The organism is Hymenobacter actinosclerus (assembly GCF_900111515.1).
GTDB lineage: Bacteria > Bacteroidota > Bacteroidia > Cytophagales > Hymenobacteraceae > Hymenobacter > Hymenobacter actinosclerus.
The window spans coordinates 350,539-365,082 of sequence record NZ_FOHS01000003.1; the positions used below are offsets into that span (position 1 = coordinate 350,539).

A 14,544-nucleotide genomic window follows, 5' to 3' on the forward strand; every position below is an offset into this window, starting at 1 on the left:
CCGCGTACCCCTGCTCCTGCTCGCGGGTATGCTCCTGGCCAGTCTAGCCGGTCGGGCGCAGCAAGCGTCCAGCCCCCGGGCACAGGCCCCTAAACCGGCCCTGCCCCCTCCTCGCCAGCAGCGGACGCTCACGGTGCATCTGCCACTGCCCACTCTGGTAGCCCGCCTGGGCGAGGCCACCGGTTTGCTCGAACGGCCGGCCGCCAAAAACCGCCGCGCCGGCGCCGCCGAACCTGTACCCGACGACCCGGTGCTGGTGTTCACGCTGCCGCTGCCCAAGCTGTTCAGCTCGCGGCCCGCCGCCGCGCCGACCACGGCCACTGCTCCCTGACGCTGTTTTTAAACCTGCTTCCTATGGCCCAGCCCACTGACACCATCCGCATCCGCAGCAAGTTTTACAGCAACGACATCGTCATCACCAAGCAGGACAGCAACAACGCAACGGTTTCGTTTGTGCCCACCGATTCAACCGAATCCAACTACCGGATCGGGCCCAGCGCGGGCAAGAAGGCTGTTCAGTCGGGCGGCAGTGTGTTTTTCCTGGTGGTGCTCAGCATCGTGGTGGTGCGGTCCGTCAGTCGCTTCGCCGATCTGCCCGCGCGGCTGCCGCGCTGGAGCTGGTTCTACGTCCGGCTCTGGATGCTGGGCGGCCTTTACTTTCTGGGCCTGCTGGCGCTGCGCATTCACGGCGGGCAGGTGGTCAACCTGTATCTGCTGCTGATGCTGGGCTCTACCGTGGCCGTGCTGGCGCTGGTGCGCGACTACCGCCCGGCCCGCACCCTGCTGGTGGCCTTCCTGCCCTGGACGCTGCACACGGCTGCCGAGCTGCTGATGTCTGCCCTGGTGCCCAACACGCTGCACTACTACCGCGACGAATTTGACTCGGCCCAGGGCTTTAGCGTGCTGTGGCTGATTGCCTTTGCCTTCGTGGCCCGCAGCCACAAGCGCCAGGCCGAGAAGGAACGGCTGGAACGCGAGGCCGCCGCCCTCGAAAAGCAGCGCATCGAGGCCCAGAACGCGGTTCTGGAGCAGATGGTGGCCGAGCGCACGGCCACGCTCACCCGGCAGGCCGAGGAGCTGCGCGAAACCCTGGAGGAGCTGCGCGTGACCCAGGACCAGCTTATCCAGAGCGAGAAGATGGCCAGCCTGGGCGAGCTGACGGCCGGCATTGCCCACGAAATCCAGAACCCGCTCAACTTCGTCACCAACTTCGCCGATGTGAGCACCGAGCTGCTGCACGAGCTGGAAGAAGAGCAGCAGCGCCCCACCCGCGACCTGGCGCTGGAAACCGAGCTGCTGACCGACCTGCGCCAGAACCTGACCAAGATAACCCACCACGGGCAGCGGGCGGCCAGCATCGTGCGCGGCATGCTGGAGCACTCGCGCGCCAGCACCGGCGAGCGGCTGCCCACCGACCTCAACCAGCTCGCCGACGAGTACCTGCGCCTGGCTTACCACGGCCTGCGCGCCAAAAACAAAAGCTTCAACGCCAAACTAACCACCTTCTTCGACCCACAGCTCAAGCAGGTAGAGGTAGTGCCCCAGGACCTGGGCCGGGTGCTGCTGAACCTGTTTACCAACGCCTTTTACGCCGTGCAGCAGCGCCAGCTGCTGGGCGAGCCCGGCTACGCGCCCACCGTGGAGGTAAACACGCTGCACCGCGCCTCGGGGGAGGTGGAAATCCGGGTGCGCGACAACGGCACGGGCATTCCGGAGGCCGTGCGCCAGAAAATCTTCCAGCCCTTTTTCACCACCAAGCCCGCCGGCCAGGGTACCGGCCTGGGCCTCTCGCTCAGCTACGACATCATCACCAAGAGCCACAATGGCACGCTCAGCCTCGAAACCGAGGAAGGCCAGGGCACCGAGTTCATTATCGAGCTGCCGGGCTGAGTGAGGCGCCCGGCGGGCCGTCATCAGCACGAGCCGGCTGGCTGTTTCAGGTCATCAGCATCCCTGCCTTCTTTCTCCCGTGCCTGCTCATGAAACTGATTATTTTTCCGCCCATCCCCAGCATTCTTGTTTCGCTGTTCGTGTTTCTGGCGCTGCGGCACTTTCTGGAGCTTCGCGAGCGGGCCCCGCGGCTCAACTGGCTGCTGAAGTATCTGTGGGTGCTGGCTTTGCCGCTGCTACTGGTGGTACGAATTACTGGCAGCCGCTGGGATACGGGCGTTTTTTGGCAGATTGATGCCGTTTACGTTGTGTTGATGGTAGCACTCGCCGGCGTGGTGCTGATCCGGCTGCGGGCCCTGCAGCCAGCCCGGACACTGCTGGTAGCCCTGGCCCCTTTCGCCCTCTATGCACTGGCGAAAGTGCCCGATGTGTTCCTCGACAATCTTATGGTTTTCAGCTTCGGAAATCCCGCCGATATCTACTGGCTTTTCAGCATCGCGTGGCTGGTAGGGGGCACGCTGGTGGCCTACAAACAGCAAACCCTTCTGCAGCAGCAACGGCTGGAGCACGAGCTTGAAGCCCGTATAAAGGCCCGCAACCAGGAGCTGGAGCAATTGGTAGAAGAGCGCACCGCCTCGCTCGTGCGGCAGGCCGGGGAGTTGCGCGAAACCCTGGAGGAGCTGCGCGTGACCCAGAACCAGCTCGTGCAGAGCGAGAAGATGGCCAGCCTGGGCGAGCTGACGGCCGGCATTGCCCACGAAATCCAGAACCCGCTCAACTTCGTCACCAACTTCGCCGACGTGAGCACCGAGCTGCTGGGGGAGCTGCGCGAGGAGCAGCAGAGGGGCCAGGAAGCGGACCCGGAGCTGGAAGCGGAGCTGCTGACCGATCTGGAGCAGAACCTGACCAAGATAACCCACCACGGCCACCGGGCAGCCAGCATCGTGCGCGGCATGCTGGAGCACTCGCGCGCCAGCACCGGCGAGCGGCTGCCCACCGACCTCAACCAGCTCGCCGATGAATACCTGCGCCTGGCTTACCACGGCCTGCGCGCCAAAAACAAAAGCTTCAACGCCACGCTCGACACCGACCTGGCCCCCGACCTGCCCCTGGTTGAGGCCGTGGGGCCTGATGTAGGCCGGGTGCTGCTCAACCTGTTCACCAACGCCTTCTACGCCGTGCAGCAACGCCGCGAGCAGCAGCCCGGCCCCGATTACACGCCCACCGTGCGGGTGCGCACCCGCCTGCTGCCCGGTGGCAGCGTGCAGATCAGCGTGCGCGACAACGGCACGGGCATTCCGGAGGCCGTGCGCCAGAAAATCTTCCAGCCCTTTTTCACCACCAAGCCCACCGGCCAGGGCACCGGCCTGGGCCTATCACTCAGCTACGACATCATCACCAAGGGCCACAACGGCACGCTCAGCTTCGTAACCGAGGAAGGCCAGGGCACCGAGTTCATCATCGAGCTGCCGCTGAGCGCCCGGAACAGTCCGGCGCCCACTCCGGGCGGGCCGGCGGTTAACCCGGCCCCCCAAACCGAACGGTCTTCGGGGTAAGCTGCTGCCTGCCTGGGGCGCGGCTGGCGCCGGGCGGCATGCTTTCTAGCCAACAACCCGATATATTTACTTGCATGAACATACTGGTAGTGGATGATGAGCTGGATGTGCGGGCGCTGTTCGAGCAGCGGTTCCGGCGCGAGATTCGGGGCGGGCAGCTGCGGTTTGCCTTTGCCCACTCGGGCGAGGAGGCGCTCGACTACCTGCACGAGCACGCCTCGGAAGTGGTGCTGATTCTGTCCGACATCAACATGCCCGGCATGAGCGGGCTGGAGCTGCTGGGCCACATCCGGCAGGAGTACGCCGCCCCGCCGCCCCCCGCCCCGCCCCAGGTGATGATGCTGACCGCTTACGGCGACGACGACAGCCGCCGGCAGGCGCTGGAGCTGGGCGCCAGCGACTTCCTGACTAAACCCGTCGATTTTGTCGCTCTCAAGCAGAAATTGCTGCAACTTGCCGCCCACGACGATGCCCCGCCCCTATGAAAACGAAGATTCTGGTAGTTGACGACGAGGCCGACCTGGAGCTGCTCATCAAGCAGAAGTTCCGGCGCAAAATCCGGGAAAACGTGTACGAGTTCGTGTTTGCCCACGATGGCCAGCAGGCCCTCGACCGCCTCGGCGAGCAGCCGGATTTCGACATTATTCTCTCCGACATCAATATGCCGGTGATGGACGGGCTGGAGCTGCTCAGCCGCCTGCCGGAGGTCAATCCGGTCATCAAAACCGTGATGGTGTCGGCCTACGGCGACATGCACAACATCCGCACGGCCATGAACCGCGGGGCCTTCGACTTCGTGACCAAGCCCGTCGATTTTCAGGATCTGGAGCTGACGGTTGATAAAACGGCCCAGCACGTGCAGCAGCTGCGCCAGACGCTGCGCGCCATCCAGGAAAACAACATCCTGCGCATGTACGTCGATGAAACCGTGCTCAACTTTGTGGGCCGGCCCGAGTTCAAAAACACGCTCATGGCCTCCGAAACGGTGCAGGCCACGGTGGTATTCATCGACATCTGCGGCTTTACCTCCCTCTCGGAAGTGCTGCCGCCCACCGACATCGTGACGATGCTCAACCGCTACTTCGACCAGATGGTGAAGGAAATTATTGCGCAGGGCGGCTACATCGACAAGTTTATGGGTGACGCCGTGATGGCCGTCTTCCGCAACGAGTACCACCTCGACCGGGCCGTGGATGCGGCCCTGGCGGCCCGCGCCGCCGTGCAGGCCAACCACGACACGCTGCCCGACGGCCGCCCCTACCAGCCCCAGGTGAGCATCGGCATCAACACCGGCGAAATGGTGTCGGGCAACATCGGCTCGGCCTCGCTCAAGCGCCTCGATTACACCGTTATCGGCGACAACGTGAACGTGAGCCAGCGCCTGCAGGCCGCCGCCCAGCCGGGCCAGATTGTGGTAACCGAATCCACCTACGAGCACCTGAAAGAGTCGTTCCAGTGCCGCCCGCTGCAGGAAGTAGCCCTCAAGAACAAGGCCGAGCCGGTGATGATTTACGAGGTGGTAGCTTGAGGTGAAATGGTGAAATAGTGAGATGGTGAGTTGATGTTCTGAGGCCCTGATTGCGCCACTTGCGCCGATAGGACCTCAGAACATCAACTCACCATTTCACCATCTCACTATTTCACCACTCCCGCCTCGTTCTGCCTTCTCAGGCGCTGGCAGAGCACGCGCAGGATGTTGCGGAGCACCTCGGGGCGCTCCTCCATCACGTCGTAGAAATCCTCTTGGTCGAGGCGGAAGGCCAGCGTGGGCGCCAGGGTGCGGGCGGTAGCCGAGCGGGGTTCGGCATCGAGCAGGGCCAGTTCGCCGAAGAAGTCGCCGGGGCCGAAAGTGGCCAGCTGACGGGCCCCGGTGAAGATGCCGACTTCGCCCTCATGCACAATGAAAAGCGAGGTCCCCAGGTCGCCTTGGGCAAAAATCTGCTTGTCGGCCGCCAGCGGCACTTCCTGCATAATGGGCACAATGGCGCTGAGCACATTGGGCGGCGTGGCGGCAAACAGGGCGGTGCGTTGCAGCACGGCCACTCGGTCGGCGGCAGAAACGTGGGCGGCGGCAGCGGCGTGGTCCATAAGCTGGTCGGCTAGGGCTGGAGTTTGGGTGAGGGCCGCCTGGTAGGCGGCGGGGCGGCTGGAGGCCCAGCGTATCAGCGCGTTCAGGGCACTTTCGCGCACCAGTTCGCTGGCCGAGGCCAGGTGGGGGCGTAGCAGTGCAAACCGGGCCTGCGTGGGCGGCAACTGGCGCAGCGCCAGGCTCACGGTCCAGTCGGTAAAGGTGGTTTCGCCGCGCTCCACCACGGCCATGGGCAGCGCCGTGGCCATTGTGGGGGCCGGGGGCAGCAGCCGGTCGAAACGGGCCGCTTTGGCCGCGGGCGAACCCACTTCGAGCAGGGTTTGCAGGGCCTGGTAAGTGGGGCGGTCGATGAGGTTATCGAGGATTTCGAGGGCGTTGGCCTGCCGCTCGCGGGCAGCGTGGGCCACGTGGCGCTGGGCGTCGCGGATGGGTTGGGGCGGATAGAGTTGCTGTAGCAGCCCGAACAGCCGCTCTTCCACCCGTTTGAGCTCGTAATCGAGCGCCAGATGCAATGGGCCGGCCGCCAGCCGGGCCTGGCCGTGCAGCAGCTCGCGGGCCAGCTGCAGCTCCTGCCCCAGTACCTGGCGCAGGGCGGGCTCGTCGGCCGGGTTGGGGGCATGGAAGCGCAGGGCGCGCAGAGCAGCTTCACGATACGCCAGGGTGGGCTCGCAGGCCAGCTGCACCAATGCCCGGCGGCTTTCGGGGCCCGTCAGCTGCCCGCAGATGTACGCCACGCGCCGCACAACCGCTTCTCCGGCCGCGCCGGCCTGCAGAACTTCATGCAGCACAGGCAGGGCCGTTTCGCCCAGGGCCAGCAGCTGAGTGGTGGCCGCGGCGCGGATCTTTTTGTCGGCCAGGGCCGCTACCAGCGCCGCTACTTCCGCTTCGGCAGCGGCGGCTTGGGCGGGGGGGCCGGCAGTGGCTGCCGTGAGCGGGCGGCCGGCCGCCAGCGGGTCGGGCAGGTCGGCGGCGCCGTCGCCGAACCGGCGGCCCACGGCGTGGTGCAGCTCGGCCAGGTAGTGGCCGTAGGTGCGGAAGAGCAGCAGGCCACCCCCCGCCGTGAGCAGCAGCATCCAGCCGATCTGCCAGCTCAGGCCGGCGGGCAGGCCCAGCAGCAGCAGGGCCCCGAGGCCCAGGCCCAGCGGCTCGTACACGCCCTTGGCCAGCGTGTGGGCCTGCAGCCGCTCGGCGGCGGGCAGCGGCTGAAACAGCACCAGAAACACCGGGTCGAAGAAGGCGCGGCGCAGCACTTCCTGCACCAGAAACAGCCCGCACAGGTACAGCAGCAGCCCCGAACTGCCTAACTCGTCGCGCAGCCCAAACAGGGCAAATCCGGCCAGCAGCACCAGCGGCAGCGCCAGCAGCACCGGCCGCGGCCCCAGCCGGTCGAGGGCCCGGCCGGTGGCCGCCAGCTTCAGCAGCATGGCCACCAGGTAGGTCAGGGCCAGTACGGTGCCCACGTAGCGCATCACCTGGGCCTGGTCGTGGAACTGCTCCTTCACGTTGATGAAAAAGACGTACTCGATGCCCGTGGTAACGGCCGCCAGCAGCAGCATGCTCAGGCACATTGCTCCCACCAGCCGGCTGCTGCCCAGCCAGCGCCGCAACGGCGCGGCCACGGCCTCGGCCCGCACGGCGCGGGCCGCCGAGCGCACCTCCACCAAATGGCTGCGGCCGGTGGCCTGCACGACCAGCAGCGCGCCCGCATAGGCCCCGAAGGCCAGCAGCAGCAGCCACAGCAGCTCGGTGTGGTGGTGCACCAGAATGGCCAGCACGGCGCCCAGGGCCTTGGCCGGCATATCGCCCGAGCTGATAACGCTGAACAGCCGCCGCCCCTGCCGCACATCGAACACCACCGCCGACACACCCCAGAATTCGAGGTTGGTGAGCAGATAGATAACGCGGTAGCCGGCCATAATAGCCACTGCCGCCGCCACCGAGCGGCCAAACGCCACCAGGAAGCCAATGACCACCATCAGCACCACCACCGCCAGCAGCACCCGCACCGCTACTTTCTGCAGGCCCAGGTGGTGCTCGTAGTGCGCGTACACCTGCCCCGCCCCCAGCATCGCCAGCGCCGAAGCCCCGTAGGCCAGCGGCAGGCTGGTTTCGGGGTGGTTTTCGAGCAGGATGACGTTGGCCGCCACGTACACCAGAATGGTGCCGATGCCGAGCAGGAAGTTGTGCAGGAAGAACAGCCCTACCGAGCGGCCTTCTTCCGGCCGAATCCCTAGTAGTTGCTGCCAGCGGGCAAGAAGAGTCATTTGGTTTTAGGAGCTGCAAGCTACAAGCCGCAAGCTACAAGCTTTGGGCTACATGCTGCAAGCCGTTCGCCGGAATCTTAGGCCACGGCAAACGGCAAGTACACGCTAATTTCGGCTGCTATCCTCGCTGTCAATTAGCCCGAAGACTTGTAGCTTGCGGCTTGTAGCTTGCAGCTCCCTAACTCATGGATTGCCTCCGCGCCGAAACCTACGTGCTCGACCTCCTGCGCCGTCACCTTGCTCCCACGCTGTTCTACCACGGCCCGCACCACACGCTCGATGTAGTGGAACAGGCCGGGTCGCTGGCCCGGGCCGAGGGCATTACCGATACGGAGGAGCTGGCCCTGCTGCGCACGGCGGCCTTCTACCACGACGCGGGCTTCCTGAGCGCCTACCAGGGTCACGAGGCCGCCGGCTGCGCGCTGGCCCGGCAGGTACTGCCCGGTTTCGGCTACTCCGCCGAGCAGATTGAGAAGATCTGCGGGCTCATCATGGCCACCCGGATGCCCCAGTGCCCCGGCGACTCCCACCTGGCCCAAATCCTGTGCGATGCCGACCTCGACTACCTCGGCCGCCCCGCCGACTTCTGGCCCATTAGCCAGACGCTGTTCGAGGAGCTGACCACCCGCGACCTGATGAGCGACGAAACCGCCTGGCTGGAGTTGCAGGTGCGCTTTCTGAGCAGCCACCGCTACTGGACGCCCACCGCCACCGCCCGCCGCGAAGCCGCCAAGCAGGAGCGGCTGGCGGAGGTACGGCAGCAGTTGGAACGTTTGTAAGCCGGGAATCCGCCTGTCATCCGGATTCACTTACTTATTCACCCCGGCCAACACCTCTTCCAGCGCCGCAAACAGCTCCTCGTTGCCACGCTGCTCATAGGTTTGCAGGGAAGCTTCGAAGCCCGATAAGTCGTAGAGGAAGGCCTTGAGGTTGTCGGGCGTGAGGCTGGCGAAGTGGCGGCCGTAGCCGAGCTTTTCGACCTGGGCGGCGTTGAGAAACTGCTCGAACTGGGCCGGAATGGGCACCGCGCAGATGGGCTTGCGCAGGTACACGGCCTCGCTGATGAGCGAGAAGCCGCCGTTGGTGACTACGGCCCGGGCGCTGGCCAGATCGGCCAGGAAGCCGCCTTCGCTGAAGGCCCGCAGCTGCACATTGCCGTGGCTTTCCTCGCGGTTGAAGCCGTACACCCGGAACTCCTGGCCCGGCAGCTGCTGCAGCTGGGCCACCAGGTTCTGCTGGGTGGTGGCCGACTGATACACCAGCACGTGCCCCCCGCGGGTGGGCTCCAACGCCAGCACTTCGGGCCGCAGGATAGGTGGCACCAGCGTGCTGCGCTCCTTGCAGAGCGGCAGCCGGAAAAACGTGCTGATGAGGTAATGGTGGCTGCGCGGCAGCTTGGCCTGCACAATGCGGCGGGCCAGCAGCAGGTTGCCCCGCTCGCTTGCCGGCACGGCTACGTCCAGCGTCGCCCGGCTGATTATCTGCATGTTATCGATGCTGACAACCGGCAGGCCCTTCCACTGGGCGTAGTAGTAGCTGAACGACTCGAAGTCGGAAATCACCACCTCGGGCTCGAAATCGCGCAGCAGTTCGCGGTACTTGCCGAAGTTGACGCGCAGGCTCTCCGGTGCCGAGCGCAGCGTCAGGGCTGCCGTGCGCGACTTCGATACCGTAATGTTCTTGTAGGCCAGGTGAAAGCCCCGGATTTCGTGCACCAGCCCGCCCGGGAAGGCGGCGGCCAGCAGCTGGTAGGCGCGGGAGCTGCTCACCACCTGCACCTCGTGGCCCTGCCCGAGCAAGTGCCCGATAACCACCTTGCTGCGGGTGGCGTGCCCCAGCCCCTCGCCGGGCACTCCGTAGAGAATTTTCATTGAGTGACGAATATATAGCTGTCATTCTGAGCAGAGCGAAGAATCTCGCGTGCCATGCTAACTTTAACGTCAGGGTTACTGTGGCACGCGAGATTCTTCGCTCTGCTCAGAATGACAGGCTTTTTTTGCGCGAAAGAACGGCCTCCGGTTACCGCGCCGAGGAACCCGGGATGCGGAACTGCAGGCCCAGGCTCGGAATGAACGTCATGCCGCTGAGCTTGGCGGTTTTGTTGTTGAGCAGCTGATACTCGCCGTAGTTCTGGTAGTAAACCGACAGCGCCGGAATCACATACACGTAGCGGTAGCCCAGCTTAGCATTGAAAAAGGCGCCGTACGAACCGAAACTATGGCGCACCGTGGGCAGGTCGGATACCGGCACCGTCCCGTTGAACAGGCTGCCCGGCGTCAGGCCGTAGCGCAGGAAGGTATGGGCGTACACCAGCCCGTAGGAAATGGCCCCGATTTCCTCCTCGGCCCCGAGCGACTGGCTGAACACCAGCGGCACTAGCAGGTCGTGGCGCGAGGCCCGGAAGCCAAGCAGCGTGTTCAGGTCGTCGAGGAAGGGGACGCTGGGCAGCTTGGTGCGCTGGGTGGCGTACTGCAGGCCGATGCTGGCGTAGGTGACGCCGGGCTGGCGGGTGCCGGGGTTCTCAACGGTGCCCACCGGCCCCAGAAACTGGTACATGGCATCGAAAACGTGCGAGCCGAACGCGTACTTGTACCCCACATCGAGCCGGTCGATAACGCCGTAGCGCAGGTACAAATCGGAGGAAGGCCGCACCGGGTCGAGGGCGTAGGCCAGGGCCGCCACCTGCAGCTTCTCGATGGTTCCGTTGTAGCGCACCGTGTCTTTGCGGGCCAGGTCGCGGGCGGCCGATTTGAGCGTGGAGCCGGCCTTGTCGATGGTTTCGGTGGGCACGTTGAAGGCCAGGTTGCCGCCCACCCGAAACTCGCCCCGGGGCGTTACTTTGCCGGTGCTCACAATGGCCCGCGGCGCGGTGCAGGAGGCCGTGGCCAGCAGGCCGGCAGTGCCCGCCAGCAGCCCGGCGACCCAGCGCCGGAAAAAAATCGTCTTCATAAAGGGGCGCAGAAAAAGTCCGTTGACCCGCGGGGCCAAAACCGGGCCGAAGGTACTTTTTATTGCGCAGAGCGAAAATTCAGCGGCCGCCCCTACCGCCGGCGGCCTGGCTACGCCGCCACCCGGGCCGGCCGGGACTCCCGGGCCGTGGCCCAGGCCCCTGCCCCCAGCCGCCGCAACACCCGGCGGTGCGACTGCAAGGCGCCCACAAACGTGGGGTTTTCCAGGTAAGGCAGGTCGAACTCGTGGGCCGTTTCGCGCACAATATGGGCCAGGGCGGGGTAATGGATGTGGCAGACCTTGGGAAACAGGTGGTGCTCAATCTGGCGGTTGAGGCCGCCGCACAGGAAGCTGGCCAGCCGGCTGTTGGGCGAAAAGTTGGCGGTGGTACGCATCTGATGCACGGCCCAGGCCTCGCGCATGTCGCCCTGCTCGTCGGGCAGCGGGAAATCGGTGCCCTCCACCACGTGGGCCAGCTGAAATACCAGTCCCATCGTCAGCCCCTTCACCAGGTGCAGCAGCAGAAAACCCAGCGCCCACTGCCACCACGTAATATCGAGCACCAGCAGCGGCAGCACAATAAACAGCGCGTAATAGATGGCTTTATAAAAGAACAGGTTGAAGTACTCGCGGCGCGGATGGTTGGCCACCTGCTGCCCGATTTTGGGCTGGAAGAACTTTATGTAGTCCTTGCGCAGCACCCACGAGAGGGAGGCCAGCCCGTACAGCAGAAAGGCGTACCAGTGCTGAAAACGCTGAATCCAGCGCACCGGCTCACTTTCGTCCAGCCGGATCAGGCCGGGAGCCACTTCAATGTCCTCGTCGTGGCCGGCAATGTTGGTGTAGGTGTGGTGCACCACGTTGTGGGTGATGTTCCACACGTAGGAGCTGGCCCCAATCAGGTTGAACAACCACCCCAGGCCCTTATTCACGTTTCGGTTGGCCGAAAACGAGCCGTGCAGCGCATCATGGCAGACATTAAACCCAATGAAGGCGCACAAGGCGCCCAGCAGCGCCGCCAGCCCGGCCATAACGGGCACGCTGAACTGATTGGAAATAATCAGCCCGTAGGTGAGCACGAAGGAGGCCAGGAAGAACACCGTTTTGGCCCACATGGCGCCGTTGGCGTGGCGCGAGAGGTGGTTGTCGCGGAAATAAGCGTCGGACCGCTCGCGCACCGTGGCAAAAAACGTGGAGCGCTGGATGTTGGTAAACTTCAGGGGCCGGGCCATGCAGGTGCATTGCTGCGGTATAGCAGCGGGGGCCACTCTGCCACAAGGGTGAGGTTAGGCGGCCGCCAATGGGCGGGCCGTTGCGAAGGTAGTGCTATTCCCCCGGCCCAATGGCCGGCGTACTGGGCGCCTTCTGGTATTCGGGCCCGGGCCGTATCCGGCCTCCAAGCTGAACCTTAAACCAGCAACCCGGGAGTTTAGTTCGCCGGCCGGAGTCGGGGCGCTAGTCTTCGTCGAGTCCGGCGGGACTCTGGCCACTCAGGTAACCGGCCGTAAACACGTGGTACTGGTCGAAGATGGAGCGCACCGAGCGGCGCAGCACCACCTCGCCCCGGGGGCCGGCCGGCACGCTCACGCCCGAGGCATAGCCGTTCCAAATGGCCCGGTGCGAGCGGTTGTCGATGAGCGTAACCAGCAGCGTACCTTCCGAAAGCAGCAGGCGCACCGGCTGGTAGCCTTTGCGGGCCTCCCTGGGCGTGTCCTCGTCTTCGGCCGAGCCGTTTGCTACCCACTTCGTAAAATCTTCCTGCTGATAGCCGCGGAAGCGCATGTCGCCCTCAAACAGATGAAAGTTCACCAGCAGATCGGGGCGGCGGCGGGCCAGGTGGTAGCCCTGCACCTTCAGGCGGGTGCGGATGGCGTCGCGCACGGCCGCGCCCAGCCGGCTGGTGTCGGAGTTGAGGCCCTCGCCGCGCACGAATTCGTAGCTGCGGTAGCGCCGGAACTGCCCGCTGTAGCTATAGTCAGATTCGACGCGGGCCTCCTGCGAGAGCAGGCAACCCGACAGCAGCAAAGTGCCGCCGGCCAACAGTGTACTGGTCCATTTCATAAGCGTAGAAAAAGTTGGTGAGTCGTACGTACTAAAATACGAAACCCAACCCGCTTATCGATTGACTGTCAGCCTAAAAAGCCGGTATTTTATCATCACCCTGCCGCTTCTCCGCCTGGGCAGCTACCGGCCCGCAGGCAGCCGGGTACCTACCGGCCGGAGCGGGCGTGGTAGCGCAGCTGCAGCGCCTTTATCTGCCCCAGCAGCTCGCCGCTACCGGGGCCGCGCACCTCCAGGCCGGCCACCAGTTCCTGCACCGGCAGAAACGTAATGGGCGCGGCCGGGGCGCCGGCTTCCTGCAGCCACTGCTGCAGCTGCCCAGCCGAGCTCAGGTACACAATGGGCCCCAGGCCCAGCCAGCCGTGGGCGGCCGCGCACATCGGGCAATGCTCGCCGCTGGTGTACAGGGTCGCCCGCCCCCGCTCCTCTTCCGACAGATTTTCGCCGGCCCAGCGCACCAGCTCAATTTCAGGATGGGCCAGGTTGTTCAGTTCATTCACGCGGTTACGGGCGGTGGCCAGCACCTCGCCGCTGCTACTCACCAGCACCGAGCCGAACGGCTCGTCGCCGGCTTCCAGCGCCTGTTCGGCCAGCGCAAGGCAGTGGCGCAGGTGGGGCAGGTCGGTTTCGGTGAGGGGCTGGGGAGTGGTAGGCATGACTGGTAGTAGATAGGTGCGCTATAGGGACTTACTGGGGCCGTGTGTGGGTGTTTTATGTGCAGCAGGCATAACGCACCTACCTCGTACTGTCGCCGCTAACGGGCAGGGCTTTGTGCAGGTGTGGAATTAGCATTCCGTCCGCCCGGAACCGCTGCCTGGCTTTTTGATAAAGTTAAATAGTTAGTACCAAAGCTGGGCTTTATTCGTCAAGCCACGAACTGAAGTACACGAAAGTTACTGCTGCTGATTGTTATTCCGTCAAGCCACACTTGCACAAAACCCAATGTAAGCTGCAGTTTTGGTCGCACAAACCGTCATGCTTTTTGTCGTACTTTTTCAATTAATGCCAATTGTCCTTCAAGTCTCTCTGTCGTTATATTTTTGTCCCAATAAGGTTTGTTAGAAATGAAATTAATCCAATTGTCTGTATGTTTAGAAACCAAATTGGTCTGATTTATTCTGTCAAGATAAGTCAAGGCTTCCATTGCTTCTCGTTGGTCGAACCATAAGTCTGGTTGTGATAAATAATATGTCAAATAGCGGTCTAAATAATCAATGCTTTTGTCCGTGTTGAAAGATGCAAAAGTGTAAGCATAGACTTGTCCAGCGTAACAAACCTCACTTTTTAGAAAATGAATTCCAATAATGTCGGTCAAGTCTGTGAAATTTTTTATAGCGGCAAAAAAAGCGCCTGCTTGTCGTGTCCGCCAATTAAAGTCGCCAAGTAATTTTACAATGACGTCTTTTGTTATTTTGTCATTTGCCTGTAATAGTTGGTTCGCCCAATTTTCGTCTGTGTCACCAATTCTCATGTAAAATGGAGCAGTCCAAGTGTCAATAAAATCCTGCGATAATTCGTCAACGTTTTTATAGGAAGGCAAATCTGCAAAAGTCGATTTGTGTCGAACTGTTGCACCTGCCGAATGAAGTCTTATCTGTTCGTTGAGGTCGTCCATAAAATTGCAGCTTACATTATAATACCCGCTACTCAGTGGGTCGTTAGTTGCGTAAAGCATACCACCGTTGGTACGCTTTACGCAACTTAGCCTCATTTCTCGGTTTCGCCAACCGGCTAC

General features: G+C 63.3%; 13 protein-coding genes. 6 read left to right on the forward strand and 7 right to left on the reverse strand.

The window, feature by feature from the left end; genetic code table 11:
• Nucleotides 1-28 precede the first annotated feature (28 nt).
• From BMY67_RS13085 to BMY67_RS13105, 5 genes are all read left to right on the forward strand, one after another.
• Complete coding sequence (locus BMY67_RS13085) at nt 29-331, forward strand: hypothetical protein (RefSeq protein ID WP_143069819.1); 303 nt, start codon at nt 29-31, stop codon at nt 329-331.
• 23 nt (nt 332-354) lie between these two features.
• Nucleotides 355-1,890 carry a sensor histidine kinase gene (locus tag BMY67_RS13090; protein WP_092772284.1) on the forward strand — a complete coding sequence of 512 codons (1,536 nt, stop codon included), beginning with the start codon at nt 355-357 and terminating at the stop codon, nt 1,888-1,890.
• A gap of 89 nt (nt 1,891-1,979) precedes the next feature.
• On the forward strand, nt 1,980-3,446 hold the full coding sequence (locus tag BMY67_RS13095) for a sensor histidine kinase (RefSeq protein ID WP_092772286.1): 1,467 nt from the start codon (nt 1,980-1,982) through the stop codon (nt 3,444-3,446).
• Between the two features lie 74 nt (nt 3,447-3,520).
• Complete coding sequence (locus BMY67_RS13100; protein WP_092772288.1) at nt 3,521-3,931, forward strand: response regulator; 411 nt, start codon at nt 3,521-3,523, stop codon at nt 3,929-3,931.
• Nucleotides 3,928-4,974 carry an adenylate/guanylate cyclase domain-containing protein gene (locus tag BMY67_RS13105; RefSeq protein ID WP_092772290.1) on the forward strand — a complete coding sequence of 349 codons (1,047 nt, stop codon included), beginning with the start codon at nt 3,928-3,930 and terminating at the stop codon, nt 4,972-4,974. The genes BMY67_RS13100 and BMY67_RS13105 overlap by 4 nt, the downstream gene beginning before the upstream one ends.
• 107 nt (nt 4,975-5,081) lie before the next feature.
• Here BMY67_RS13105 and BMY67_RS13110 read toward each other — a convergent pair whose 3' ends face one another.
• Nucleotides 5,082-7,799, reverse strand: a complete 2,718-nt coding sequence (locus BMY67_RS13110) for a cyclic nucleotide-binding domain-containing protein (RefSeq protein ID WP_092772292.1) — start codon at nt 7,797-7,799, stop codon at nt 5,082-5,084.
• 185 nt (nt 7,800-7,984) lie between these two features.
• Here BMY67_RS13110 and BMY67_RS13115 point away from each other — a divergent pair, with 185 nt between their 5' ends.
• Nucleotides 7,985-8,578 (forward strand): HD domain-containing protein, encoded by a 594-nt coding sequence (locus BMY67_RS13115; RefSeq protein ID WP_092772294.1) that lies wholly within the window; start codon nt 7,985-7,987, stop codon nt 8,576-8,578.
• Nucleotides 8,579-8,608: 30 nt separating this feature from the next.
• Here BMY67_RS13115 and BMY67_RS13120 read toward each other — a convergent pair whose 3' ends face one another.
• From BMY67_RS13120 to BMY67_RS19010, 6 genes are all read right to left on the reverse strand, one after another.
• On the reverse strand, nt 8,609-9,670 hold the full coding sequence (locus tag BMY67_RS13120; protein ID WP_092772296.1) for an MJ1255/VC2487 family glycosyltransferase: 1,062 nt from the start codon (nt 9,668-9,670) through the stop codon (nt 8,609-8,611).
• Between the two features lie 148 nt (nt 9,671-9,818).
• Nucleotides 9,819-10,748 carry a hypothetical protein gene (locus BMY67_RS13125; RefSeq protein WP_092772298.1) on the reverse strand — a complete coding sequence of 310 codons (930 nt, stop codon included), beginning with the start codon at nt 10,746-10,748 and terminating at the stop codon, nt 9,819-9,821.
• Nucleotides 10,749-10,858: 110 nt separating this feature from the next.
• The gene (locus BMY67_RS13130) at nt 10,859-11,980 is read right to left on the reverse strand and encodes a fatty acid desaturase family protein (protein WP_092772300.1); all 1,122 of its coding nucleotides are present in this window, start codon (nt 11,978-11,980) and stop codon (nt 10,859-10,861) included.
• A gap of 223 nt (nt 11,981-12,203) precedes the next feature.
• Complete coding sequence (locus BMY67_RS13135; protein ID WP_092772302.1) at nt 12,204-12,809, reverse strand: DUF4136 domain-containing protein; 606 nt, start codon at nt 12,807-12,809, stop codon at nt 12,204-12,206.
• Nucleotides 12,810-12,958: 149 nt separating this feature from the next.
• Nucleotides 12,959-13,465 carry a nucleoside deaminase gene (locus tag BMY67_RS13140; RefSeq protein WP_092772304.1) on the reverse strand — a complete coding sequence of 169 codons (507 nt, stop codon included), beginning with the start codon at nt 13,463-13,465 and terminating at the stop codon, nt 12,959-12,961.
• 317 nt (nt 13,466-13,782) lie between these two features.
• Nucleotides 13,783-14,424: a DUF6000 family protein gene (locus tag BMY67_RS19010; protein ID WP_143069820.1), complete on the reverse strand. Its 642-nt coding sequence runs from the start codon at nt 14,422-14,424 to the stop codon at nt 13,783-13,785.
• Nucleotides 14,425-14,544 lie beyond the last annotated feature (120 nt).

What these genes read in the sequence shown, in the direction of transcription:
- BMY67_RS13135 (WP_092772302.1), bottom strand. Translation starts at nt 12,809, where the DNA reads ATGAAATGGACCAGTACACTGTTGGCCGGCGGCACTTTGCTGCTGTCG.
- BMY67_RS13095 (WP_092772286.1), top strand. Translation starts at nt 1,980, where the DNA reads ATGAAACTGATTATTTTTCCGCCCATCCCCAGCATTCTTGTTTCGCTG.
- BMY67_RS13105 (WP_092772290.1), top strand. Translation starts at nt 3,928, where the DNA reads ATGAAAACGAAGATTCTGGTAGTTGACGACGAGGCCGACCTGGAGCTG.
- BMY67_RS13110 (WP_092772292.1), bottom strand. Translation starts at nt 7,799, where the DNA reads ATGACTCTTCTTGCCCGCTGGCAGCAACTACTAGGGATTCGGCCGGAA.
- BMY67_RS13140 (WP_092772304.1), bottom strand. Translation starts at nt 13,465, where the DNA reads ATGCCTACCACTCCCCAGCCCCTCACCGAAACCGACCTGCCCCACCTG.
- BMY67_RS13090 (WP_092772284.1), top strand. Translation starts at nt 355, where the DNA reads ATGGCCCAGCCCACTGACACCATCCGCATCCGCAGCAAGTTTTACAGC.
- BMY67_RS13130 (WP_092772300.1), bottom strand. Translation starts at nt 11,980, where the DNA reads ATGGCCCGGCCCCTGAAGTTTACCAACATCCAGCGCTCCACGTTTTTT.
- BMY67_RS13115 (WP_092772294.1), top strand. Translation starts at nt 7,985, where the DNA reads ATGGATTGCCTCCGCGCCGAAACCTACGTGCTCGACCTCCTGCGCCGT.
- BMY67_RS19010 (WP_143069820.1), bottom strand. Translation starts at nt 14,424, where the DNA reads ATGGACGACCTCAACGAACAGATAAGACTTCATTCGGCAGGTGCAACA.
- BMY67_RS13120 (WP_092772296.1), bottom strand. Translation starts at nt 9,670, where the DNA reads ATGAAAATTCTCTACGGAGTGCCCGGCGAGGGGCTGGGGCACGCCACC.
- BMY67_RS13125 (WP_092772298.1), bottom strand. Translation starts at nt 10,748, where the DNA reads ATGAAGACGATTTTTTTCCGGCGCTGGGTCGCCGGGCTGCTGGCGGGC.
- BMY67_RS13100 (WP_092772288.1), top strand. Translation starts at nt 3,521, where the DNA reads ATGAACATACTGGTAGTGGATGATGAGCTGGATGTGCGGGCGCTGTTC.
- BMY67_RS13085 (WP_143069819.1), top strand. Translation starts at nt 29, where the DNA reads ATGCTCCTGGCCAGTCTAGCCGGTCGGGCGCAGCAAGCGTCCAGCCCC.